Raw genomic sequence first — 19,531 nt, forward strand, 5'->3', positions numbered from 1 at the left:
TGCTCCCGCGATGGCATTGACCGGATGGCGATGCGCAAAGTGTGGCACAGAGTCGTTTTCGAGGGCGTTCAGCTCGATACGGGCGGGGTGCTGCGGCCCAGCGCGCGCTCGACGCTGCGCGCCAGTTCGGCCAGCTGGAAGGGCTTGCGCAGCAGGAGGTCGTCGCCCAGCACCTGGTCGATGGCGTGCATGTCGGCATAACCGGTGGCGATGATCATCGGGATACCGGGAAAGACCTCGCGTGCGCGCAGCATCAGTTCCGCGCCGGTGATGCCGGGCATCAGGTAGTCGGTGATGATCAGGTCGGGCCGCCGGCGCCGCAGTTCGCGCAGCGCGGCCTCGCCGTCGGCGGCCTGGGTCACCACGTGCCCGAAGGCTTCCAGCGACAGCACCATCGATTCGCGCACGAAGTTGTCGTCCTCGACCACCAGGATATGGCAGCCGGGCCGCGCATCCGGCAGCGCGGCCGGCAGCGGCGGCGCGTCGTCGGCGCCGCTGCCGGCCCAGGCGCGCAGCCAGATCTCGACCGTGGTGCCGGCGCCCGGCTCGCTCAGGATGCGCGCCGCGCCGCCCGACTGCTGGGCCATGCCGTACACCTGGCTCAGGCCCAGGCCGGTGCCCTTGCCGACCGCCTTGGTGGTGAAGAAGGGCTCGAACACCTTGGCGACCAGTTCGGGCGACATGCCCGGACCATTGTCGGCGACCGCGATGCGCACGTAGTCGCCGGCCGGCAGCAGCCCGCCCGGCGGCTGCGCATTCCCGGCCTGGAACGATAGCTGGCCGCCGCCCTCGATGGCGTCGCGCGCGTTGATGGCCAGGTTCAGCAGCGCCATCTCCATCTGGTTGGCGTCGGCGAACACGCGCGCGCAGTCCGCCTCGACCTCGAAGCGCAATGCGATGCGCGAGCCGACCGAGGTCGCCACCAGTTCGCGCACGCCGTCGAACAGCTCCGGCACGCCGGTGGGACGCAGGTCGAGGTTCTGGTTGCGGGCGAAGGCCAGCAGCTGGCTGGTGAGCTTGCCTCCGCGCTGGCAGGCCCGGCGTGCGATCTCGGCGCGCTGGCGCGCCACCTCGTCCTTCGACAGCAGCAGGATCAGGTCCATGCTGCCCTGGACCACGTTGAGCAGGTTGTTGAAGTCGTGGGCGATACCGCCGGTGAGGCGGCCGACCGCCTCCATCTTCTGGAACTGCACCATCGCCTGCTGGACCCGCTCGCGCTCGATCACTTCGTTCATCAGGCGGTCGTTGGCCCCGGCCAGCGCGCGGGTGCGCTCCTCGATCCGCGATTCCAGGGTTTCGTTGAGCGAGAGGAGGGCGTGCCGGCTTTCCTGCAGGGTAGTCGCGCTGCGTTCGCGCTCGGCCAGCAGGTCGCGCGTCTGGTATTGGCGCCGGCGCGCGCGCAGGGCGGAGGTGGCGGCGCTGCGCAGCGTCTGGGCATTCAGCGGACGCTCGAGCAGGATGATGTTGCCCAGTTCCTCGATCCGGGGGCGCGCGTTCGATGCCGCCATCCCGATCGCTTTGCCGAGCAGGATCACGAAGGGAAAGTCGGACCAGGGCGCCTGCGTCGCCAGCCAGGCATACAGGGCGCCAAGATCGACGCCGTTCAGCGCTTCCTCGGCGACGATGGCCATGCCGGCGCCCTCTGCGAGCGCGGCCGTAAAGCTGGAAAAGTCCTGGATCACGCAGCAGGCGGCGCCATCCTGGCCCAGCACGGCGCACATGACGTCGGCGTCGCGCCCACGCGGCGCCAGGATCAGGATGCGCTCGTCGTGCCGGCTAGAGAAGGGCATCTGGAGAGAGGTCCGACATCATCGGCGTCAGGCCGCGGTAGCTCGGCAGGCCCGTGAGCACGCCGTCGAAGCCTTCCAGCGGTTCGCCCACGCGCAGGCCGTCGGCGCCCAGCTGGAGCTCGTGGATGGTCAGCGCATGCTCGGCCGCGCGGCTCTTGATGACGGTGACGGCGCGCCGCAGGCGCCCGTTCGACTCGAAGAAGCGCATCAGCACCGTGCTGTCGCTCAGGTAGCTCAGGTCGACGTCGGATTTCACTTCGCCGATCAACCCGTGCTGGCCCAGCACCAGCACCGTGGTCACGCCCTGCTGGTTCAGGTAGGACAGCAGCTCGTGCATCTGCAGGATCAGGTATTGCTCCCCCGGCATCGCCTGCAGGTAGGCGTTCAGGCTGTCGATCACGATGAAGCCGACGCCCGAGTGTTCGACCGCGTCGCGCAGCATCTGCGCGAACTCGCCGGGCGACAGCTCGGCCGGGTCGATGTGGTGGATGTGCAGCTGGCCGTTGTCGACGAAAGGCCGCAGCTCCAGCCCGAGCGCCCGGCTGCGCGCGAAGAAGGTGCCCAGGCCCTCGTCGAACAGGTAGAACGAGGCGTGCTCGCCGCGTTCCAGCGCGCTCAGGAGGCAGCGCGTCGACAGGGTGGTCTTGCCGATGCCGGATGGCCCGACGATCAGGGTATTGGTGCCGCGCACCAGGCCGCCCCCCAGCAGGGCGTCCAGGCCGCCGGAACCGGTCGAGCGTACCGCGGGGACGAAGTCGCGGAGGTGCTCGGAAGCGACCAGGCGCGGATACATGGTGATGCCGCCGGTGTCGAGCGTGTAGTCGTGGAAGCCGCCGCGGAAGCGGATGCCGCGCATCTTGATGATGTTGACGCGCCGGCGCTCCTTGCCGAACTCCTTGGCGATCTGCTCCAGGCTGATCACGCCGTGCGCGATGCTGTGCAGGTGCTGGTCGGACTGGCTGGTCTTGTCGTCCAGCAGCAGGACGGTGCAGGAACGGGACGCGAAGAACTGCTTCAGGGCCAGGATCTGGCGCCGGTAGCGCAGCGGATTCTGCGCCAGCAGGCGCATCTCCGACAGGCTGTCGAACACCACCCGTACCGGCCGCACGGCGTCGACCTGGTCCATCACGTTGCGGGTGGTCTCGCCCAGTTCGACCTCGGACGGGTGAAACACCGACTGCTGCGCCTCCGGTTCGAGGTCGGCGTCGCCGGCCAGTTCGTAGAGGGACAGCGCATCGATGCTCCAGCCATGGCTGGCCGCCACCGCCGCCAGTTCGTCGGCCGTTTCGGACAGGGTGATGTACAGGCCGCGCTCGTTCCTTGCCACGCCGTCGAGCAGGAACTGGAGCCCGAGCGTGGTCTTGCCCGCGCCGGGCGAGCCTTCGACAAGGTAGATGCGCTGCGGCGTCAGGCCGCCGCCGAGGATGTCGTCGAGGCCAGGGATGCCGGTGGAGATGCGGTTGTGTGCAAGGTCAGTCATGGTATGGCCTGCGGACGCCGCATGCTGCGGCAGTGGGAAGAAAACGTTGCAAGCTGCCAACGAGACATGCTGGGCATTATATACGCAAGCAAATACGCAAAATCCCCATTGTTACAAAGTGTGGATGCCGCCTGTAATAAAAAGGGTCCCTTGGGGACCCTTTCGCCATGGCCGTGGGCGATGCACTCAGAACTTGTGCGCCAGGCGCGCGAACCAGGCCGCGCCGTTCAGGCCGAACTGGACGCTTTCGTACTTGAAGCCGTTGTCGGTCTCGTTCGGATCCTGCTCGCTCGGCTTGACGTCGAAGATGTTGGTGCCGCCGACGGTGAACTTGGTCCTGGCGTCCAGCGCCCAGGTGAACGACAGGTCGGCCGAGGTCCTGGCCTTGTAGTACTGGTTCGGCACCGGCGGGCCCGAGAAGGTGCCCAGGGTCTGCGGGCCGAAATGCACGATGCGCAGCGCGGTTTCCAGCTTGCCCAGGCTGTGGTCGAAGCCCAGCGTGGCCTTGCGGCGCGGCGCGCCTTCCTCGATGAACAGGCGCTCGCGCTCGGACAGCAGCACGTCCTCGAAGCCGCGCAGGGCGCTCGGCGCATGCACGCCGGTGACCTCGGTCTTGCCGAAGTTCAGGGCCAGGAAGGTGTTCAGCTTGCCGGCGCCCACGTCCATGCGGTGCGACAGCGTCACGTCCAGGCCTTCGGTCTTGGTATCGACCGAGTTGACGAAGAACTGCGCCTGGCCCACGCCCAGCTGCTGCAGGGTGGCGCCCAGGGCCGGGTAGTTGTCGGCGTCGAAGCGGCCCGACAGCACGATGCGGTCGTCGATGCCGATGCGGTACAGGTCGGCCGTGAGCGAGGTGGCCGCGTTCGGCGACCAGGTCAGGCCCAGCGTGTAGCTCTTCGACTGCTCGTCCTTGAGCTGGGGGATGCCGGCCGCATTCGCCACCCGGCCGCCGTTCGGCGCCAGCACCACGTCGAGCGGCTGGCCGCTGACGAAGTCGGTGAAGGTCGACGAGAAGTACACCTGCTGCAGCGAGGGCGCGCGGAAACCGGTGCTGGCGGAAGCGCGCAGCAGCACTGCCGGGTTGACGCGATATGCGCCGGCCAGCTTGCCGGTAGTGGTCGAGCCGAAGTCCGAATAGCGCTCGTGGCGCAGCGCGGCCTGCAGCTTGAAGCGCTCGCTCAGGTCGGTCTCGACGTCGAGGTAGGCGGCGTTCGAGTGGCGGTCGCTGTCCGTCTGGTCGCCCGGCTGGAAGCCCGGGAAGCCCTGGCTGCCGGCATTGCCGCCCACGCCCACGCCGTCGGCGTCGATGTACGAGCCCGGCTCGCCGGCGCGGATCTTGTAGTTCTCGCGGCGGTGCTCGAAGCCGAAGGCCAGGTTCATGCCCTGGCCGACGCCCTGGTAGAAGCGCGAGAAGTCCAGGTTGGTGGTGGCCTGGCGGAACGAGAAGCCGCCGGCGTCGAAGATGGAGGGGCTGACGCCGCGTCCGCCGCGCATCAGGTCGAGGTTCGCGATCGACGCGTTCAGCGTGTTCGCGATGTGGTACTTCATGCTGTTGTAGCCGAGGGTCTGGGACAGGTCGGTGTTCCACTCGCCCAGCTGCCAGCGGTAGCCGACGGTGCCCCAGCGGTCGTTGATGTCGCCGTTAATGAAGGGGACGAAGCCGTTCGGGTACATCGCGGCCGAGTTGCGCGAGGGGATGTCCTCGGAACCGATGCCTTCGCGCGCCCATGCGGCCGACGAGGCGTCGCGGTTCTGCACGCCCGCGGTGAAGTACAGCTTGCCCGGGCCCGCCGGGAATTCGCCATTCAGGTAGAGGGTGCTGTTCTGCGACTTGGTGTCGCCGATGATGCGCGGGTTGCCCGGCTCGGCGCGGTTGGAGCGGCCGCGGTCGTAGTACTCGCCGGTGATGCCCAGCACGCCGCCGCCCATGGCCACGCCGCAGTAGGCCGAGGCCAGGTAGTTGTCGCCGTCGCCCTCGGTGTACTGGCCGAAGCCGGCCACCATCTCGCAGCCCAGGCTCTTCTTCAGTTCGATGTTGATCACGCCGGCGATCGCGTCCGAGCCGTACTGCGCGGCGGCGCCGTCGCGCAGCACCTGCACGTTGCGGATGGCCATGACCGGAATCGCGTTCATGTCGGTGCCGGTGTTGCCGCGGTTGCGCGCGCCGAACAGGTTCACCAGGGCGGTGGTGTGGCGGCGCTTGCCGTTCACCAGCACCAGGGTCTGGTCGGAACCCAGGCCGCGCAGGGCCGCGGAGTCGACCAGGTCGGCGCCGTCGGCGCCGGTCTGGCGCGTCGAGTTGAACGAGGGCGAGACGTTGTTCAGTACCTGGGCCAGGTCGAACTGGCCGCCTTGTTCGCTGGCCTTGGTCATCGAAATGGTGTCGACCGGCACCGGCGTGTCGATCGCCGAAGAGTTGCCGACGCGGCGCGAGCCGACGATGCTGACGCTCTGCACGCCGCCCTGGCCGGTGGCCGCAGCAGCCGGGGTGCCTGCGGCGACCGGGGTGGTGGAAGGCTCCTGGACAGTGCTCTGGGCGAAGGCGGTAGGGACCAGGGAGGCGAATGCGGCGCCGCCGTACAGGGCGAGCAGGACCGACTGGGGAAGGCGTTTGAGTGTGAGCACTGATTTCTCCGTGGGAAAATTAAATACTAAACAATCCCGTAGAGGAGCAGCGTCGCTGTGTCGTATTAACACAACGTTGTAAACATATAACCTATATTTATCGATCGTCCAGGCGCGCGGCGCGCAGTAGACCGGCGATTTCGTCCAGCCTGGCTTCGATCGCGTTCAACGCGGCCAGCTGTGCATCGCCGCCCCTGTCTTGCGGAGGGTGGCGCAGGGCGTCGCGCGCTTGCAGGATCCGGGTTCGGAAGTCCTGGGCGTCGATGATCCCGGTCAGGCGCATGTCCGAGGCCTGGCCGGCGTTGTGGCCCGCGGTCTCGAACTTCAGGGTGCTGAGGTTGAAGTGGCGCAGGATCGGACCTTCGATGAAGGTCACATCCTGGATGTTCTCCAGCGGGATGGTCTTTTCGGTGGTGACCAGGATGCCTTTGCGGTAGCGCAGGCTGCGTGGATCGAGCTGGCATTCGAGGCGCTCGAAATAGTGCCGGGCCCACCAGCGCCCGACGCCCAGGAACCAGACGATCGCCAGCGGGATGCCGACGATGGTGCACAGCATGGCGAAGCCAATCTTTGCCACCAGAAAGGGTTTGATCAGGGGGTTGAACTGGACGCGGATGCGTTTGTCGTCGGCCATGGCGAATGTGAGCAACTGGTGGAGATTCGAATATATTGCTTTCTAGCCAAATTATAGAGCAGGCATTCGCCAGGGCGGGAATGAAAAACCGCGGCGCCGGGAAGACCGGGGCCGCGGTGAGCGTGGCCGGCGCAGGCGCGCCGTTCAGCTGCGGGTCAAGGCTTCTTGGCCGCCGCCGGTTCTTCTTTCGGCCAGGCCACGCCCAGCCAGGCGGCGTTCATCGCCTGCTGCGCGGCGCTGGCCTTGTCGAGGGCCTTGATCTTGGCCTTGCCCTTCGGGAGCTGTTGCGGCGAGATCGGCATCTCGACCAGCTCGTCGCGGCGGAACAGGTGCAGCTTGAACGGACCGGATTTGGCGAGCGACATCTTGTCGCCGATGTCCTTGGCGGACACGCGCAGGCCGTTCACGGCCACCAGCGTATCGCCCGCGACCACGCCGGCCTTCCAGGCCGGGCTGTCGCGTTCGACCACGGTGACCACGGCCGGGTCGCTGCCTTCGCGCAGGGTCCAGCCGGACCACCATTCGGTCTTCTGCTCCTGGTCCTTCGGCACGTCGACCAGCTTCTGCAGGCCGACCTGGGCCAGCAGGGTGTCGAACGGGATCTCGGCGGTGCCGTCCACGTACCGGGCCCACCAGCCGCTCCAGTCCTGGCCGCTCACGCTGCGCAGGGCGGCCAGCACGGCCGGCACGTCGTAGCCGCCCTGGGCGGTCGAGTGCTTCTCGAACAGGATGCGGTGCATGTCCTCGAGACCGCGCTTGCCGCCGGTCTGGCGGCGCAGCTCGAGGTCCATCATCAGCGCCAGCACCTGGCCCTTGGAGTAGATGTTGACCGAGGCGTTGCGCGCACGCTCGCCGCCGACCGCGATCCACTCGTCGAAGCTGGCGTCGGCCGCGCTCTGCTGGAAGCGGCCCGGCTGGTGCAGGTAGTCGTCGATCAGCTTGGCGTAACCCTCCAGGAACTCGTCGCGCTTCTGCAGGCCGGCGCGCAGCACGATCAGCTCGTCGTAGTAGGAGGTGTGGCCCTCGGCGATCCACAGCAGGCGGTTGTAGTTCTCGTTCTGGTAGTCGTAGGGCACCATCTCCTTCGGACGGTAGGCCTTGACGTTCCAGGTGTGATAGAACTCGTGCGCGGCGACGCGCAGGAAGTCGAGGTAGGGCTTGCGCGGCGCGAAGGTCCAGCGCGGTTTCTGGATCACGGTGGAGTTGGCGTGCTCGGTGGCGCCGCCGACGCCGTCGGTGGCGTGGACGATGAACAGGTAGCGCTGGAACGGATACTTGTTACCGTACATTTTCGCGGTCTCGGCGACGATCTTCTTCAGGTCCGTCATCATCTGCTTGCCGTCGTGGTTGCCGCGGCCCCAGATCGCCAGTTCGATCGTGCGTCCGTCCACCTTGTCGGTGTAGAACTCGTGGATGCCGGTCTCGATCGGCGCGTCGATCAGCACGTCGTAGTTGGGCGCGACGAAGCAGTGGTCGCAGTTGCCCGCGTCCATGCCCGAACGCGACTTCCAGCCCTGCGGCACGTCCAGCTTGACCTTCACGGGCTCCTTGCGGAATGGGGCGGCATAGACGAACACGCCGCTGGCGTCCAGGTAGGCATGGGTGTCGTCGATGTGGCGGGTGCGCTCGCCCAGCAGGTTGGCGTACAGCTCGTACTGCACGGTCACCGCGTCGCCCGGCTTGGTGCGGACCTGCCAGGTGCCCTTGTCGGTCTTGGCGACCGCCAGCGGCTCGCCCTTGGCGTTGAAGGCCTTGAACAGGCGCACGCCGTTGGCGAGGTTCAGGATGTTGTAGCGGCCGGTGCGCCAGTTCGGCATCTGCACGTCCAGCGTGGCGCCGGTGGCCGCCGGGAAGGTGGCGCGCACTTCGGCCAGGTGCTGTGCCGCATCGGTAATGCGCAGCTGGTAATCGACGTCGGCGCGTGCGGTGGCACTGGCGCCGAGCAGGATCAAGGGGAGGGCGTAGGAAAGGAGTGGTTTCATATCCGCGGTGTGGTTGGCTCTGGACGAGCTTCTAGGGGTATCCGCGGAAGTGTATCCCAGCTTGGGCCGGACGGACAGTACCGGCTGCCTTGTATGTACGGGTGCTAGCGGGCGAAAGAAGCGATCACGGCGTCCGGCTCGGCGCGGCCGCCAACCAGGATCGCGCCGTTTTCCACTTTCGTCCGGATCAGGCAGGACTGGCCGGTGGCGCGTCCCTGCAGCAGGATAATGCCATGCCCCAGCAGGACGCTGAGCGCGCCGGCCGCAACGCCGGTGGCGCTGTCTTCCAGCGCCGGGTCGAGATGGTTGAAGTTGCGCCCTTCGAAGCGGCCCGCGTCAAGCCCGTCCTGCAGGCGGCACCAGGCATAGATGCCGTTGATGCCGGCTTGCTTGCCCCAGGCCGCGATCGCCTGCAGGTCCGGACGCAGGGCGTGCAAGGCGGCATCCGGTACTTCGACCAGCAGCTTCGGACTGCCGACCGAGGCCACGCGCGGGGGCGATGCGGGCACGAAGCCGGGCGCGTCCAGGAGCTGCGCCAGCAGGCCGGGCGCCGGCGCCGGCTGCGCTGCTTCCTGCGCCTGCAGGCGAATGTAGAAGACCTCTTCGTCGCGCAGCAGCTCGAGCCGCTGGCCGCGCATGGCCGTCGTCACCGCCAGGCTGGATGCATCGGGGTGGCGTGCGAACAGCACATGCGCCACCGCCAGGGTGGCGTGCAGGCAGAGCGGGCTGCGCATGTGCGGGTAGTAGAAATCGACGACCTCGCCGTCGAGGTAGACGCAGGTGGTGTTGCGCGCCTGCGCCAGGGCCCGGCGTGCTTCTTCGGTCGCATGGTCGCCTTCGATGACGAGGGCAGGGTTGCCGGTGCCGGCATGTTCGCCGAAACAGCGCAGTGCACGGATCTGCATGGGTTTTCCTTGTCGCGTGGATCGTCTCGGTTATACTGTGTTTTTATACAGTATTGCTGGTTTGACTAGCATTGTAGCCCGTTCGCCCAGCTTTTGTTCGCCCTTGCCGATGACCGATTCCTACCCGCCGCCGCCACAGGCATTGCCGCCCTATGCGGAGCTGTTCTGCCTGTCGAACTTCTCCTTCCTGGAAGGCGCTTCGCATGCGGAGGAACTGGTGGCGCGGGCGGTCCAACTCGATTATTTCGCGCTGGCGCTGACCGACGAATGCTCGCTGGCCGGCGTGGTGCGCGCCCATGCCGAGGCCAGGAAGGCCGGCCTGCACCTGGTGATCGGCGCCCACTTCCACCTGAAGAACCCGGACGGCAGCCCGGCCTTGTCGCTGGTGCTGCTGGCCAAGAACCGCAACGGCTACGGTAACTTGTCCGAGCTGATCACCCTTGGCCGCACCCGCAGCGAAAAAGGGAGCTACTTCCTCACCCCGGACGACCTGGCCCGGCCCGCGCCCGCGTATGCGCACCTGCAGCACATGCCCGACTGCCTGGCGATCCTGCTGCCGCATTATCCTTCGCACGAAGCGCTCGACGTCGACCGCCTGCACGGGCAAGCCGCGTGGATGGCGTCCACCTTCCCGGGCCGCTCCTGGCTCGGGCTGGTGTTGCTGCACCGGGCTTTCGACGAGCCGCACCGCGAGACGCTGGAAGAGGTGGGCTGGCAGCACGGCCTGCCGATCACGGCCCTCGGCCACGTGGTGATGCACGTGCGTTCGCGCAAACCCCTGCAGGACACGCTCACCGCCACCCGCCTGAAAAAGCCGGTGGCCGACTGCGGCTACGGCCTGGCCCAGAACGCCGAGCAGCACCTGCGCTCGCGCCTGCGCCTGTCGAACATCTACGGGCGCGAGGCGCTGGCCGAGACGCTGCGCATCGCGCGCCTGTGCACCTTCTCGCTGGACGAACTGCGCTACGAGTATCCCGACGAAGTCGTGCCGCCCGGCCACGACGCCAGCAGCTTCCTGCGCCAGGAAACCTGGATCGGCGCGCACCGGCGCTTCCGCGAGGGCATTCCGGCCAAGGTGCAGGCGCAGATCGAGCACGAGCTGCGGCTGATCGCCGAGATGCAGTACGAGCACTACTTCCTGACGGTGTACGACATCGTGCGCTTCGCCCGCTCGCAACACATCCTGTGCCAGGGCCGCGGTTCGGCCGCCAACTCGGCGGTGTGCTACTGCCTCGGCATCACCGAGGTCGACCCGGCCCGCGCCAGCCTGCTGTTCGAGCGCTTCATCTCGAAGGAGCGCAACGAGCCGCCCGACATCGACGTCGACTTCGAGCACCAGCGCCGCGAAGAAGTGATCCAGTACATCTACCGGAAATACGGGCGCGAGCGGGCCGCGCTGGCGGCGGTGGTGATCAGCTACCGCCCCAAGAGCGCGCTGCGCGACAGCGGACGCGCGCTCGGCATCGACCTGGCCATCGTCGAGAAGGTGGCCAAGACCCACCACTGGTTCGACAGCCGCGCCGATTTGCTGGGCCGCCTGGCCGAGGCGGGACTGGACCCGGCATCGCGCCTGGCGCAGCAGTGGGCCACCTTGGCCGACAAGCTGCTGAACTTTCCGCGCCACCTGTCGCAGCATCCGGGCGGCTTCGTGATCGCGCGCGGCAAGCTGTCGCGCCTGGTGCCGATCGAGAATGCCACCATGGCGGACCGCAGCGTCATCCAGTGGGACAAGAACGACCTGGAGGAACTCGGGCTGATGAAAGTGGACGTGCTGGCGCTGGGCATGCTGTCGATGATGCGCCGCGGCCTCGAACTGGTGGGCCAGCGCTACGGCAACCTGTTCGAGATGCAGGACATCCCGCCTGACGACAGCGCCACCTATGACATGATCTGCGCCGCCGACACCGTGGGCGTGTTCCAGATCGAGTCGCGCGCGCAGATGAGCATGCTGCCGCGCATGCGCCCGCGCCGCTTCTACGACCTGGTGATCGAGGTGGCGGTGGTGCGCCCCGGCCCGATCCAGGGCGGCATGGTCCATCCCTACCTGCGGCGCAGGCAGGGCCTGGAGCCGATCCATTACCCGAGCCCGGAGATGAAGGTGGCGCTGGAACGCACGCTGGGCGTGCCGATCTTCCAGGAGCAGGTGATGCAGGTGGCGATCCTCGGCGCCGGCTTCACGCCGGGCGAGGCCGACCAGCTGCGGCGCGCGATGGCGGCCTGGAAGCGCAAGGGCGGGCTCGAAAAATACTACGAGCGCATCGTGAAGGGCATGCTGGAGCGCGGCTACACGCTGGAATTCGCCGAAGCGATCTTCAGCCAGATCCAGGGCTTCGGCGAATACGGCTTCCCGGAATCGCACGCGGCCAGCTTCGCGCTGCTGGCCTATGCCAGCTCCTGGCTCAAGTGCCACGAGCCGGCGGCCTTCCTGTGCGCCCTGCTCAACAGCCAGCCGATGGGTTTCTATAGCCCTTCGCAACTGGTGCAGGACGCGCGCCGCCACGGCATCGAGGTACGCCCGGCGGACGTCAGCATCAGCGGCTGGGACGCGGCCCTGGAGGAGCACCATCCCACGGAGCGCGCGCGCCAGCCCGCGGTGCGCCTGGGCCTGTGCCTGCTGCGCGGCCTGAAGCAGGAGGTGGCCCTGCGCATCGAGATGGCGCGCGCCGTGCGTCCCTTCGAGAGCGTGGCCGACCTGGCGCGCCGCGCCCAGCTCGACCGCGGCGACCTGCAGGTGCTGGCCGGCGCCAACGCGCTGCAGTCGCTGGCCGGGCACCGGCGCGAGGCGCTGTGGCAGGCGGTGGGCGCGGTGCCCGACCGCGACCTGCTGCGCCCCACCACGCCGCAGGAAGAACTGCCGCAACTGGCCGCGCCGTCCGAGGCCGACGAGATCGTGGGCGACTACCGCGCCCAGGGCCTGAGCCTGGGCCGCCATCCGCTGGCGCTGTTGCGCGAGCAGCTGCTGGCCAGGCGCTTCATGCCGGCCTCGCTGCTCGCCGACTACGCCGACGGCCAGCTGGCGCGCGCCTGCGGCCTGGTGACGGTGCGCCAGCGCCCCGGCACCGCCAAGGGCGTGCTGTTCATGACGCTGGAGGACGAGACCGGGAACATCAACGTGATCGTCTGGCCGACGCTGGTGGAGCAGCAGCGGCGCGAGGTGCTCAATGCGCCGCTGCTGGGCGTGTACGGCGTCTGGCAGAAACAGGGCGAAGTGCGCCACCTGGTGGCCAAGCGGCTGGTGGACATGTCGCACTTGCTGGGGAAGCTGCGGGCGCCGAGCCGGGATTTCTGCTGAGGCGCTAATTCGCTTCCCTCTCGCCGGACACAAGCTGTTCCCGTGATCCGCGGATGGTGGAAATGTGCGCATTTCGGCTCCCCTCGGCATGCTAAGGGTTAACCTTGCTCGCGTTGCCGTCTGAATTTAGGGGGCAGTTCCAGCTTTCTCCGATTAAATAAAACAAGAGTCTAAAAAAAAGTCGCTCTGATGAAAAAACGTGGTTTGCTCCAAGGAAGTTCGGTATCGGCCTCACTCCGGTCAGCTGGCAAGGCTGGGCGTGCGCGCTTGTATTCATCCTGTTCTTTAAGGGGGCGGTCGTCACGTTCTCCTAGCAACTGTCGGTCCTCATTGGCGTGCGCCGCCGTCCGCTGCATTCCCCGAATCCCGTCCTATACTGAACATGCACAGTCGCACAGTCGCGCTGTCGCACCGCCTCTATTCGGGAGATCACCATGAAAGCGATGCATCCTGTACTTGCGGCGCTGGGCGCCGCCTGCCTGCTGCTCTCCGCCGGCGCCACGGCGCAGCCCGTCAATGTGCGCGAGGGCATGCTGGTCAATGGCGAGGGCATGACCATCTACACCTTCGACAAGGATGTTGCCGGCTCCGGCAAGAGCAATTGCAACGACCAGTGCGCGAAGATGTGGCCGCCGGTGCCCCTCACCGCCGAATGGATCGAATCGCCGTACTCGATCGTCACGCGCGATGACGGCAGCAGGCAGCTGGCCTACAAGGGCAGGCCGCTCTACCTCTATGCCAGGGATGCCAAGCCGGGCGAGCGCAAGGGCGACAAGCTGAACGGGGTCTGGCACGTGGTCACCGACTGAACGACTGCCGGGGATTGCACCGGCGCCCTGAAACGTCTGCTTACACATGCGTTGCCAGGCGGTGAGTTTGTGTGTTTTTCCCAAGATTGCCATCTGTTACTCTCACCGAATCATTACATTCCGAAAGAGATCCGATGGCAATCAAACAGCAATGGTCCCCCCTCGTTGCCCTGGCGGCCCTCGCGGCATCGAACGCCTCCGCCGTCGAGGCGCCGATCCAGAGCGTCACCCTGTATCCCGGCAGCGCCACCGTCGAGCGCGTGGTGCAGGTGGCGCCGGGCACGAACCAGGTCGAGATCACGGGCCTGCTGGCCAACTTCAACACCGATACCGTGCGGCTGCAGGCCGATCCGGGCATCCAGGTCGGGCAGGTGCTCACGCGCGACCAGGGCAGCGCCGACAGCCCGAGCCCGCGCGTGGCCGAGCTGGAAGCCCGGGTGCTGGCGCTGCAGGACCAGATCGCGCTGATCGATGCCGACTACAAGGCGGCGCAGCTGGTGCAGGGCTATCTCGAGCGCCTGGGCGGCGCCGACGCCGCGGTGCGTTCCGGCCCGAGCGACTCCAAGGCGCTGCTGGGTACCCTGGATGCGATCCGCAAGGGCGGCAGCGAGGCCCTGGCCCGCATGCACGAGGCCGAAGTCAAGAAGCGCGCGCTGGGCAAGCAGCTGGCCGCCCTCAAGCTCGACCTGGCCAAGGCCCAGGCCAGCACGCGCGAGAGCCGTACCATGACGGTGGCCGTCGCGGCGAAACAGGCGGGCCGGCTGGTGCTGAGCTACCAGGTCAACCGCGCGGGGTGGAAGCCAACCTACCGCGCCTCGCTGGATTCGAACGCCTCCAGCGTCGAACTCGAACGCATGGCATCGATCTCGCAGAAGACCGGCGAGGACTGGAGCGGCGTCAAGCTGCGCCTGTCGACCGGCCAGCCGAACCTGACTGCCTATGCGCCCGATCCTTCGCCCTGGCTGCTGAGCTGGCGGCCGCCGCAGCAGCAGGAGATGGTCCAGTTCCGCTATGCCCAGCCGCTTGTGGCGGCGCCGGCGCCGCCACCCGCACCCGTGACCGTGACCGGCTCGCGCAACCGGGCGGCCGACGACTACATCGCCCCGGTCGTGGAAACGCAGGGCAACTTCACCACCGAATACGAGGTGCCGGCCAGGGTCAACCTGGCCTCGGACGGCCGCGAGATCTCGGTCGGCCTGTCGAAGCAGAGCCTGGCCGTGAAGCAGCTGGTGCGCATTTCGCCGCGCACCAGCGGGGATGCGGCGGTGCTGACCATCGATGCGGCCCGGCCCGAGGGCGTCTGGCTGCCGGGCCAGGTGCAGCTGCGCCGCGACGGCTCGTATGTCGGTGCGCTGCACTGGGATCCCCAGGCCAGCGAGCGCTTCTCGATGTCCTTCGGCCGCGATCCGCTGGTGCGCGTGAGCACCGAGCAGCGCGACCAGAAATCCGGGCAGGCAGGCTTCTTCCGACAGGAGAACCAGAAGCGCATCGCCGACACCTACGTGGTGACCAGCTTCCACCGCCAGCCGGTCGACATCCTGGTGCTGGAACCGACGCCGGTGAGCGAATCGGACAAGGTGAAGGTCAAGGTGACGCTCAGCCCCGAGGCGAGCGTCAAGGACTGGCAGCAGCGGCGCGGCCTGGTGGGCTGGGAGCGCACCCTGAAGCCGAACGAGACGGCGCGCTTCAACGTCGACTACGTGATCGACTTCCCGAAGGCAGGAACGGTGCAGGGCCTGCCCTGAGCCGGTGACGGTGGTCCGGATCTGCAGGATCCCCCCCATCGTGGGGGGGCCGTCGGCGGCAAAGGGGGCGTATTCTGTCGCGTATTGACAAGCCACCTGAAGGACCGACTACCATGACCAAGCTTTTTCAGAATGGCACGCGCACGGCCGTCCACGTGGCCGCGCATGCGGCCGTGCAGGCAGCCCTGCTGCTGGCCTTCGGCATCCCGGCCCACGCGGCGCCGAACACGCCGCAGCATCCCGCCAACGCCTCGGCCCAGGGCAAGTACATCGAGCGCGGACGCTACCTGGTCAAGGTCGGCGGCTGCAACGACTGCCACACCGCCGGCTACGGCATGAGCGCAGGCAAGGTCGCGGAAAAAGACTGGCTGATGGGCGACCAGCTGGGCTGGCGCGGTCCCTGGGGCACCACCTATCCGACCAACCTGCGCCTGTCGATGAACGCGATGGGCGAGGAGGACTGGATCAAGATGGCGCAGACCATGCAGGCGCGCCCGCCGATGCCCTGGTTCACCCTGAATACGATGGACAAGGAAGACCTGCGCGCGATCTACCGCTTCGTGCGCCACCTCGGGCCGGCCGGCAAGCCGGCGCCCGCCGGGCTGGCGCCAGGCGTGGCGCCGCAGGGCCCGGCGATCCTGTTCCCGGCGCCGCCGCCGCCGCAATAAGCTCTCAGTACGCTCACAATAAGCTCACATGGCGGCGTGCCGGCAGCGAGGCTGCCTGCACCCGCCCTCCATTCCAGCGCTACGGCGTCTGTTCCGCAGGCGCCGCGGCGCTTTCCTGCGTGGCGCTTTCCAGCGCGGCGGGCGCCGTTTCGGCGAACTCCGCATACACCCAGTCGCCGTTGGCGCGCACCAGGCCTTCGGGCAGCGCGCGCTCGCGCTGCGGCAGCTTGGCCAGCGCCACCCGCATGTAGTCGACCCAGACCGGCAGTGCCAGCGTGGAGCCGAATTCGCGGCCGCCGAGCGAGCGCGGCTCGTCGTAGCCCATCCAGGACACCGCCACCACGTTGCCGCCGTAGCCGGCGAACCAGCCGTCGATGGCGTTGCTGGTGGTGCCGGTCTTGCCCGCCAGGTCGGTGCGGCCCAGCAGGCGCGAAGCCTGGGCGCCGGTGCCGACGCGCGCCACGTCGCGCAGCATGGAATCGAGGATGAAGGCATTGCGCGCATCCAGCACCCGCGCCCCTTCCTGGAGCGGGCGCGGCTTGCCGCTCTCGAACAGGACCTTGCCGTCGCGGTCCTGGATCAGCATGCCCAGCGCCGGCTCGACCCGGTAGCCGCCGTTGGCCAGCACCGCGTAGGCGCCCGCCAGCTGCAGCGGCGTCACCGAGCCGGTGCCCAGGGCCAGGGTCAGGTTGCTCGGGTGGCGCGCCAGGTCGAAGCCGAAGCGCCGCAGGTGCTCGCGCGCATAGTCGACGTCGAGCGCGCGCAGCATGCGCACGGTCGGCACGTTGCGCGAGTGCGTGAGCGCGTGGCGGATCGTCACCGGGCCCTCGAACAGGTTGTCGTCGTTGCGCGGCGACCAGTTGGCGTAGGCCTTCTCGCCAGAGAAATCGAGCGGCTCGTCGAGGATGGTCGTGCCCGGGAAGAAGCCGCGCTCCAGCGCCGCCGAATACACGAAGGGCTTGATGCTCGATCCCGGCTGGCGCCAGGCCTGGGTCACGTGGTTGAGCTTTTGCAGCTGGTAGTCGAAGCCGCCGACCATGGCGCGCACCAGGCCGGTCTGGGCGTCGAGCGCCACGAAGGCCGAGGCCACCTGCGGCACCTGGGTGATCGCCCAGGCGCCCCTGGACTGGGCGATGCGCACCACCGCGCCCGGCGCCAGCCTGATGCCGGCCTTGGCCGCGGGCGCCAGGGCAGGGGCGGCGAATTCGAGCCCGGCGCCCTTGACCTCGACCTCTTCGCCGTCGCGCGTGACCACCCGCACCCGCTTGGGCGAGGCGGCCAGCACCACGGCCGGGGTGAAGCCGGCGATGGCGGCCTGCTTCTGCAAGACCTCGGCGATCGCGTCGTCGCGCGCTTCTCCTGCCTTCGGCAGCGCGATGCGCGCCTCCGGGCCGCGGTAGCCGTGGCGGCGGTCGTAGGCGACCGCGTTGCGGCGCACCGCCTCGTAGGCCGCGCTTTGTTCGGCCGCGTTGATGCTGGTGGTGACGGTGTAGCCATGCTCGTAGGCGGCCTGGCCGAAACGGGCGTGCGCCGCCTGGCGCGCCAGTTCGGCGACGTATTCGGCGCCCGCGCCCGGGCCGCCGCCGTCGCGCCGCACGCGCAGCGGCTCGGCCAGCGCGCGCCGATATTGCGCCTCGCTGATTTTCCCCAGCGCCAGCATGCGTTTCAGGACCACGCGCTGGCGCTCCTGGGCGCGTTCCGGATTACTCACCGGATTGTGGCGCGACGGGTTCTGCGGCAGGCCGGCCAGCATCGCGGTCTCGGCCAGGCTCAGGCTGTCCAGCGATTTGCCGAAATAGGTGCGCGCGGCGCTGGCGAAGCCGTAGGAGCGCTGCCCCAGGTAGATCTGGTTCATGTAGACCTCGAGGATCTGGTCCTTGGAGAGGGCCTGTTCGATCTTGTAGGCCAGCGCGACTTCGGTCAGCTTGCGCGGCAGGGTCTTGTCGCGCGACAGGAAGAAGTTGCGCGCCACCTGCATGGTGATGGTGGAGCCGCCCTGGCGGAAGCTGCCGAGCGAGGCCAGGTTGGCCTTGGCGGCGCCCAGCGCGCGGATCCAGTCGATCCCGCCGTGCTCATAGAAGCGCGCGTCCTCGATCGACAGCACGGCCGCCTTCATCATGGCCGGGATTTTCGCGATCGGCACGAAGTCGCGCCGCTCGGCGCCGAATTCGCCGATCAGGACCTTGTCGGCCGAGTACACCCGCAGCGGGATCTTGGGGCGGTAGTCGGTCACGGCGCCGATGTCCGGCAGCGGAACGTCGTCCAGGACGCCGGCGCCGGCGGGCGCCGCAAGCGGCAGCAGCAGGGCGGCAAACAAGGCGGCGCGTGCGGCCACGCGAAGGGGAGAGGGCTGGTACATGGGTGCGGTCGGGGTCATGGTTGGAAGCGGCGCCGATCTTAGCGCCATTGCGCGCCGCGCGCAGCAGCAAGCGGCAAGGTAGCGCCGATTGCATTGCGCGGGCTCAGCCGGCGCTACCGGGGGCCGGGTTCCGGGCCCGCAAGGCTGTCCAGCATGCGCGCCAGCGCGCGCCGGTATTGTTCGCGCATGGCGCCGGCCTGCTGCGGCGCGCCGCGTGCCGCGCACAAGGCCAGCGCGCTGCCGTGCGCGTGGTCGACCAGGATGTCGCGCCACAGCAAGGGCTCCGGCGTGAGCGCGGACAGGAGCGCGTCGAGGCGCCCGGTGATGGCGCGCGTGACGCCGGCGAAGGCGGCCGGCTCGGCGAAGATGGCCAGGGTCAGCTGCGGATGGCGGCCGACGGCGTCGTGGTAGCGGATGAGCAGGGCCAGGATGGCGGGGCCCGGGGCCGCTTCCGCATCGTCTTCCAGCACCGCGCCGTACACCTGGTCGGACAGGGCCTGCAGCAGCCCGGCGCGGTCGCCGACGTGGTGATACAGGCTCATCGGGGTAACGCCCAGCCGCGCCGCCAGCGCGCGCATGCCGAACTGCGCGCCGTCTTCGTCGAGCAGGCCGAGCGCGGCGGACAGGATGGCCTCGCGCGTCACGCCCTGTCCCTGCGCGGGACGGCCGCGTGGGCGGCTCATCGCGCGAAGCGGTAGGTGGACTGCACCAGGCCCGAGGGGAAGCTGCGGCTGGCCAGCAGTTGCAGGTCCAGGTCGCGCGGCAGCGCGCCGAACAGCGGGCGGCCGGCGCCGATCAGCACGGGCACGGTGGTGAGCACCATGTCCTCGACCAGCCCGGCGCGGATGAAGGACTGCACCACCTGGCCGCCGTCGACATACACGCGGCGCACGCCCTGGGCTTCGAGTTCCGCCAGGACCTGCTGCGGCGTGGCGTCGCAGAAGCGGACCTTGTCCTGCAAGGCCGCGGGCACGGGAGTGGGGGCCAGCTGCCTGGACAGCACCAGCACCGGACGATCGTAGGGCCAGGGATCGAAGTCCAGCACTTTTTCGAAGCTGCCGCGGCCCATCACGATCGCGTCCTTGTCGGCGATGAAGTCGCGGTAGCCGTGGTCTTCGGTCGGATCGTCGCGCTGGAGCAGCCAGCCGATGTCGCCGTCGGCGCGGGCAATGTAGCCGTCCAGGCTGGTGGCAATGAACACGTGGGCAGAGATCATGGTGGCTCCTTATTTATACAGCGTAT

At 68.3% G+C, this 19,531-nt stretch carries 13 protein-coding genes; 4 read left to right on the forward strand and 9 right to left on the reverse strand.

Annotated elements, in window-relative coordinates:
* Window positions 1–68: 68 nt before the first annotated feature.
* The 6 genes from AB3347_RS14070 to AB3347_RS14095 all read right to left on the reverse strand — a co-directional run bounded on the left by AB3347_RS14070 (window position 69) and on the right by AB3347_RS14095 (window position 9,416).
* The gene (locus AB3347_RS14070) at window positions 69–1,790 is read right to left on the reverse strand and encodes a response regulator (RefSeq protein ID WP_369092430.1); all 1,722 of its coding nucleotides are present in this window, start codon (window positions 1,788–1,790) and stop codon (window positions 69–71) included.
* Window positions 1,777–3,270 carry an ATPase domain-containing protein gene (locus tag AB3347_RS14075; protein WP_369092431.1) on the reverse strand — a complete coding sequence of 498 codons (1,494 nt, stop codon included), beginning with the start codon at window positions 3,268–3,270 and terminating at the stop codon, window positions 1,777–1,779. Before AB3347_RS14075 ends, AB3347_RS14070 begins: the two co-directional genes overlap by 14 nt.
* A gap of 186 nt (window positions 3,271–3,456) precedes the next feature.
* Window positions 3,457–5,895, reverse strand: coding sequence for a TonB-dependent receptor plug domain-containing protein (locus AB3347_RS14080; RefSeq protein WP_369092432.1), 2,439 nt, complete (start codon window positions 5,893–5,895; stop codon window positions 3,457–3,459).
* A gap of 97 nt (window positions 5,896–5,992) precedes the next feature.
* Entirely contained in the window at window positions 5,993–6,529 is a 537-nt protein-coding gene (locus AB3347_RS14085) for a PH domain-containing protein (RefSeq protein WP_369092433.1), read from the reverse strand.
* A gap of 155 nt (window positions 6,530–6,684) precedes the next feature.
* Complete coding sequence (locus AB3347_RS14090; protein ID WP_369092434.1) at window positions 6,685–8,511, reverse strand: M61 family metallopeptidase; 1,827 nt, start codon at window positions 8,509–8,511, stop codon at window positions 6,685–6,687.
* A gap of 104 nt (window positions 8,512–8,615) precedes the next feature.
* Entirely contained in the window at window positions 8,616–9,416 is an 801-nt protein-coding gene (locus AB3347_RS14095; RefSeq protein ID WP_369092435.1) for a PhzF family phenazine biosynthesis protein, read from the reverse strand.
* 109 nt (window positions 9,417–9,525) lie between these two features.
* On the opposite strand from AB3347_RS14095, the gene AB3347_RS14100 reads away from it, so the two are divergent.
* The 4 genes from AB3347_RS14100 to AB3347_RS14115 all read left to right on the forward strand — a co-directional run bounded on the left by AB3347_RS14100 (window position 9,526) and on the right by AB3347_RS14115 (window position 15,930).
* Window positions 9,526–12,708 (forward strand): error-prone DNA polymerase, encoded by a 3,183-nt coding sequence (locus tag AB3347_RS14100; protein WP_369092436.1) that lies wholly within the window; start codon window positions 9,526–9,528, stop codon window positions 12,706–12,708.
* A gap of 434 nt (window positions 12,709–13,142) precedes the next feature.
* A complete protein-coding gene (locus tag AB3347_RS14105; protein WP_369092437.1) occupies window positions 13,143–13,517 on the forward strand; it encodes a hypothetical protein in 375 nt (124 codons plus the stop codon).
* A 134-nt stretch (window positions 13,518–13,651) separates the two neighbouring features.
* Entirely contained in the window at window positions 13,652–15,262 is a 1,611-nt protein-coding gene (locus AB3347_RS14110; protein WP_369092438.1) for a DUF4139 domain-containing protein, read from the forward strand.
* Between the two features lie 113 nt (window positions 15,263–15,375).
* A complete protein-coding gene (locus tag AB3347_RS14115) occupies window positions 15,376–15,930 on the forward strand; it encodes a c-type cytochrome (protein WP_369092439.1) in 555 nt (184 codons plus the stop codon).
* Between the two features lie 79 nt (window positions 15,931–16,009).
* On the opposite strand, the gene AB3347_RS14120 is transcribed toward AB3347_RS14115, so the two are convergent.
* The 3 genes from AB3347_RS14120 to AB3347_RS14130 all read right to left on the reverse strand — a co-directional run bounded on the left by AB3347_RS14120 (window position 16,010) and on the right by AB3347_RS14130 (window position 19,505).
* A complete protein-coding gene (locus AB3347_RS14120; protein WP_369092440.1) occupies window positions 16,010–18,307 on the reverse strand; it encodes a penicillin-binding protein 1A in 2,298 nt (765 codons plus the stop codon).
* Between the two features lie 95 nt (window positions 18,308–18,402).
* Window positions 18,403–18,972, reverse strand: a complete 570-nt coding sequence (locus AB3347_RS14125; protein WP_369092441.1) for a TetR/AcrR family transcriptional regulator — start codon at window positions 18,970–18,972, stop codon at window positions 18,403–18,405.
* Complete coding sequence (locus AB3347_RS14130; protein WP_369092442.1) at window positions 18,969–19,505, reverse strand: dihydrofolate reductase family protein; 537 nt, start codon at window positions 19,503–19,505, stop codon at window positions 18,969–18,971. Before AB3347_RS14130 ends, AB3347_RS14125 begins: the two co-directional genes overlap by 4 nt.
* Window positions 19,506–19,531 lie beyond the last annotated feature (26 nt).

The organism is Massilia sp. X63, assembly GCF_041023745.1.
Taxonomy (GTDB): Bacteria; Pseudomonadota; Gammaproteobacteria; order Burkholderiales; family Burkholderiaceae_D; genus Telluria.

What these genes read in the sequence shown, in the direction of transcription:
- AB3347_RS14070 (WP_369092430.1), bottom strand. Translation starts at nt 1,790, where the DNA reads ATGCCCTTCTCTAGCCGGCACGACGAGCGCATCCTGATCCTGGCGCCG.
- AB3347_RS14075 (WP_369092431.1), bottom strand. Translation starts at nt 3,270, where the DNA reads ATGACTGACCTTGCACACAACCGCATCTCCACCGGCATCCCTGGCCTC.
- AB3347_RS14085 (WP_369092433.1), bottom strand. Translation starts at nt 6,529, where the DNA reads ATGGCCGACGACAAACGCATCCGCGTCCAGTTCAACCCCCTGATCAAA.
- AB3347_RS14090 (WP_369092434.1), bottom strand. Translation starts at nt 8,511, where the DNA reads ATGAAACCACTCCTTTCCTACGCCCTCCCCTTGATCCTGCTCGGCGCC.
- AB3347_RS14095 (WP_369092435.1), bottom strand. Translation starts at nt 9,416, where the DNA reads ATGCAGATCCGTGCACTGCGCTGTTTCGGCGAACATGCCGGCACCGGC.
- AB3347_RS14100 (WP_369092436.1), top strand. Translation starts at nt 9,526, where the DNA reads ATGACCGATTCCTACCCGCCGCCGCCACAGGCATTGCCGCCCTATGCG.
- AB3347_RS14105 (WP_369092437.1), top strand. Translation starts at nt 13,143, where the DNA reads ATGAAAGCGATGCATCCTGTACTTGCGGCGCTGGGCGCCGCCTGCCTG.
- AB3347_RS14110 (WP_369092438.1), top strand. Translation starts at nt 13,652, where the DNA reads ATGGCAATCAAACAGCAATGGTCCCCCCTCGTTGCCCTGGCGGCCCTC.
- AB3347_RS14115 (WP_369092439.1), top strand. Translation starts at nt 15,376, where the DNA reads ATGACCAAGCTTTTTCAGAATGGCACGCGCACGGCCGTCCACGTGGCC.
- AB3347_RS14120 (WP_369092440.1), bottom strand. Translation starts at nt 18,307, where the DNA reads ATGACCCCGACCGCACCCATGTACCAGCCCTCTCCCCTTCGCGTGGCC.
- AB3347_RS14125 (WP_369092441.1), bottom strand. Translation starts at nt 18,972, where the DNA reads ATGAGCCGCCCACGCGGCCGTCCCGCGCAGGGACAGGGCGTGACGCGC.
- AB3347_RS14130 (WP_369092442.1), bottom strand. Translation starts at nt 19,505, where the DNA reads ATGATCTCTGCCCACGTGTTCATTGCCACCAGCCTGGACGGCTACATT.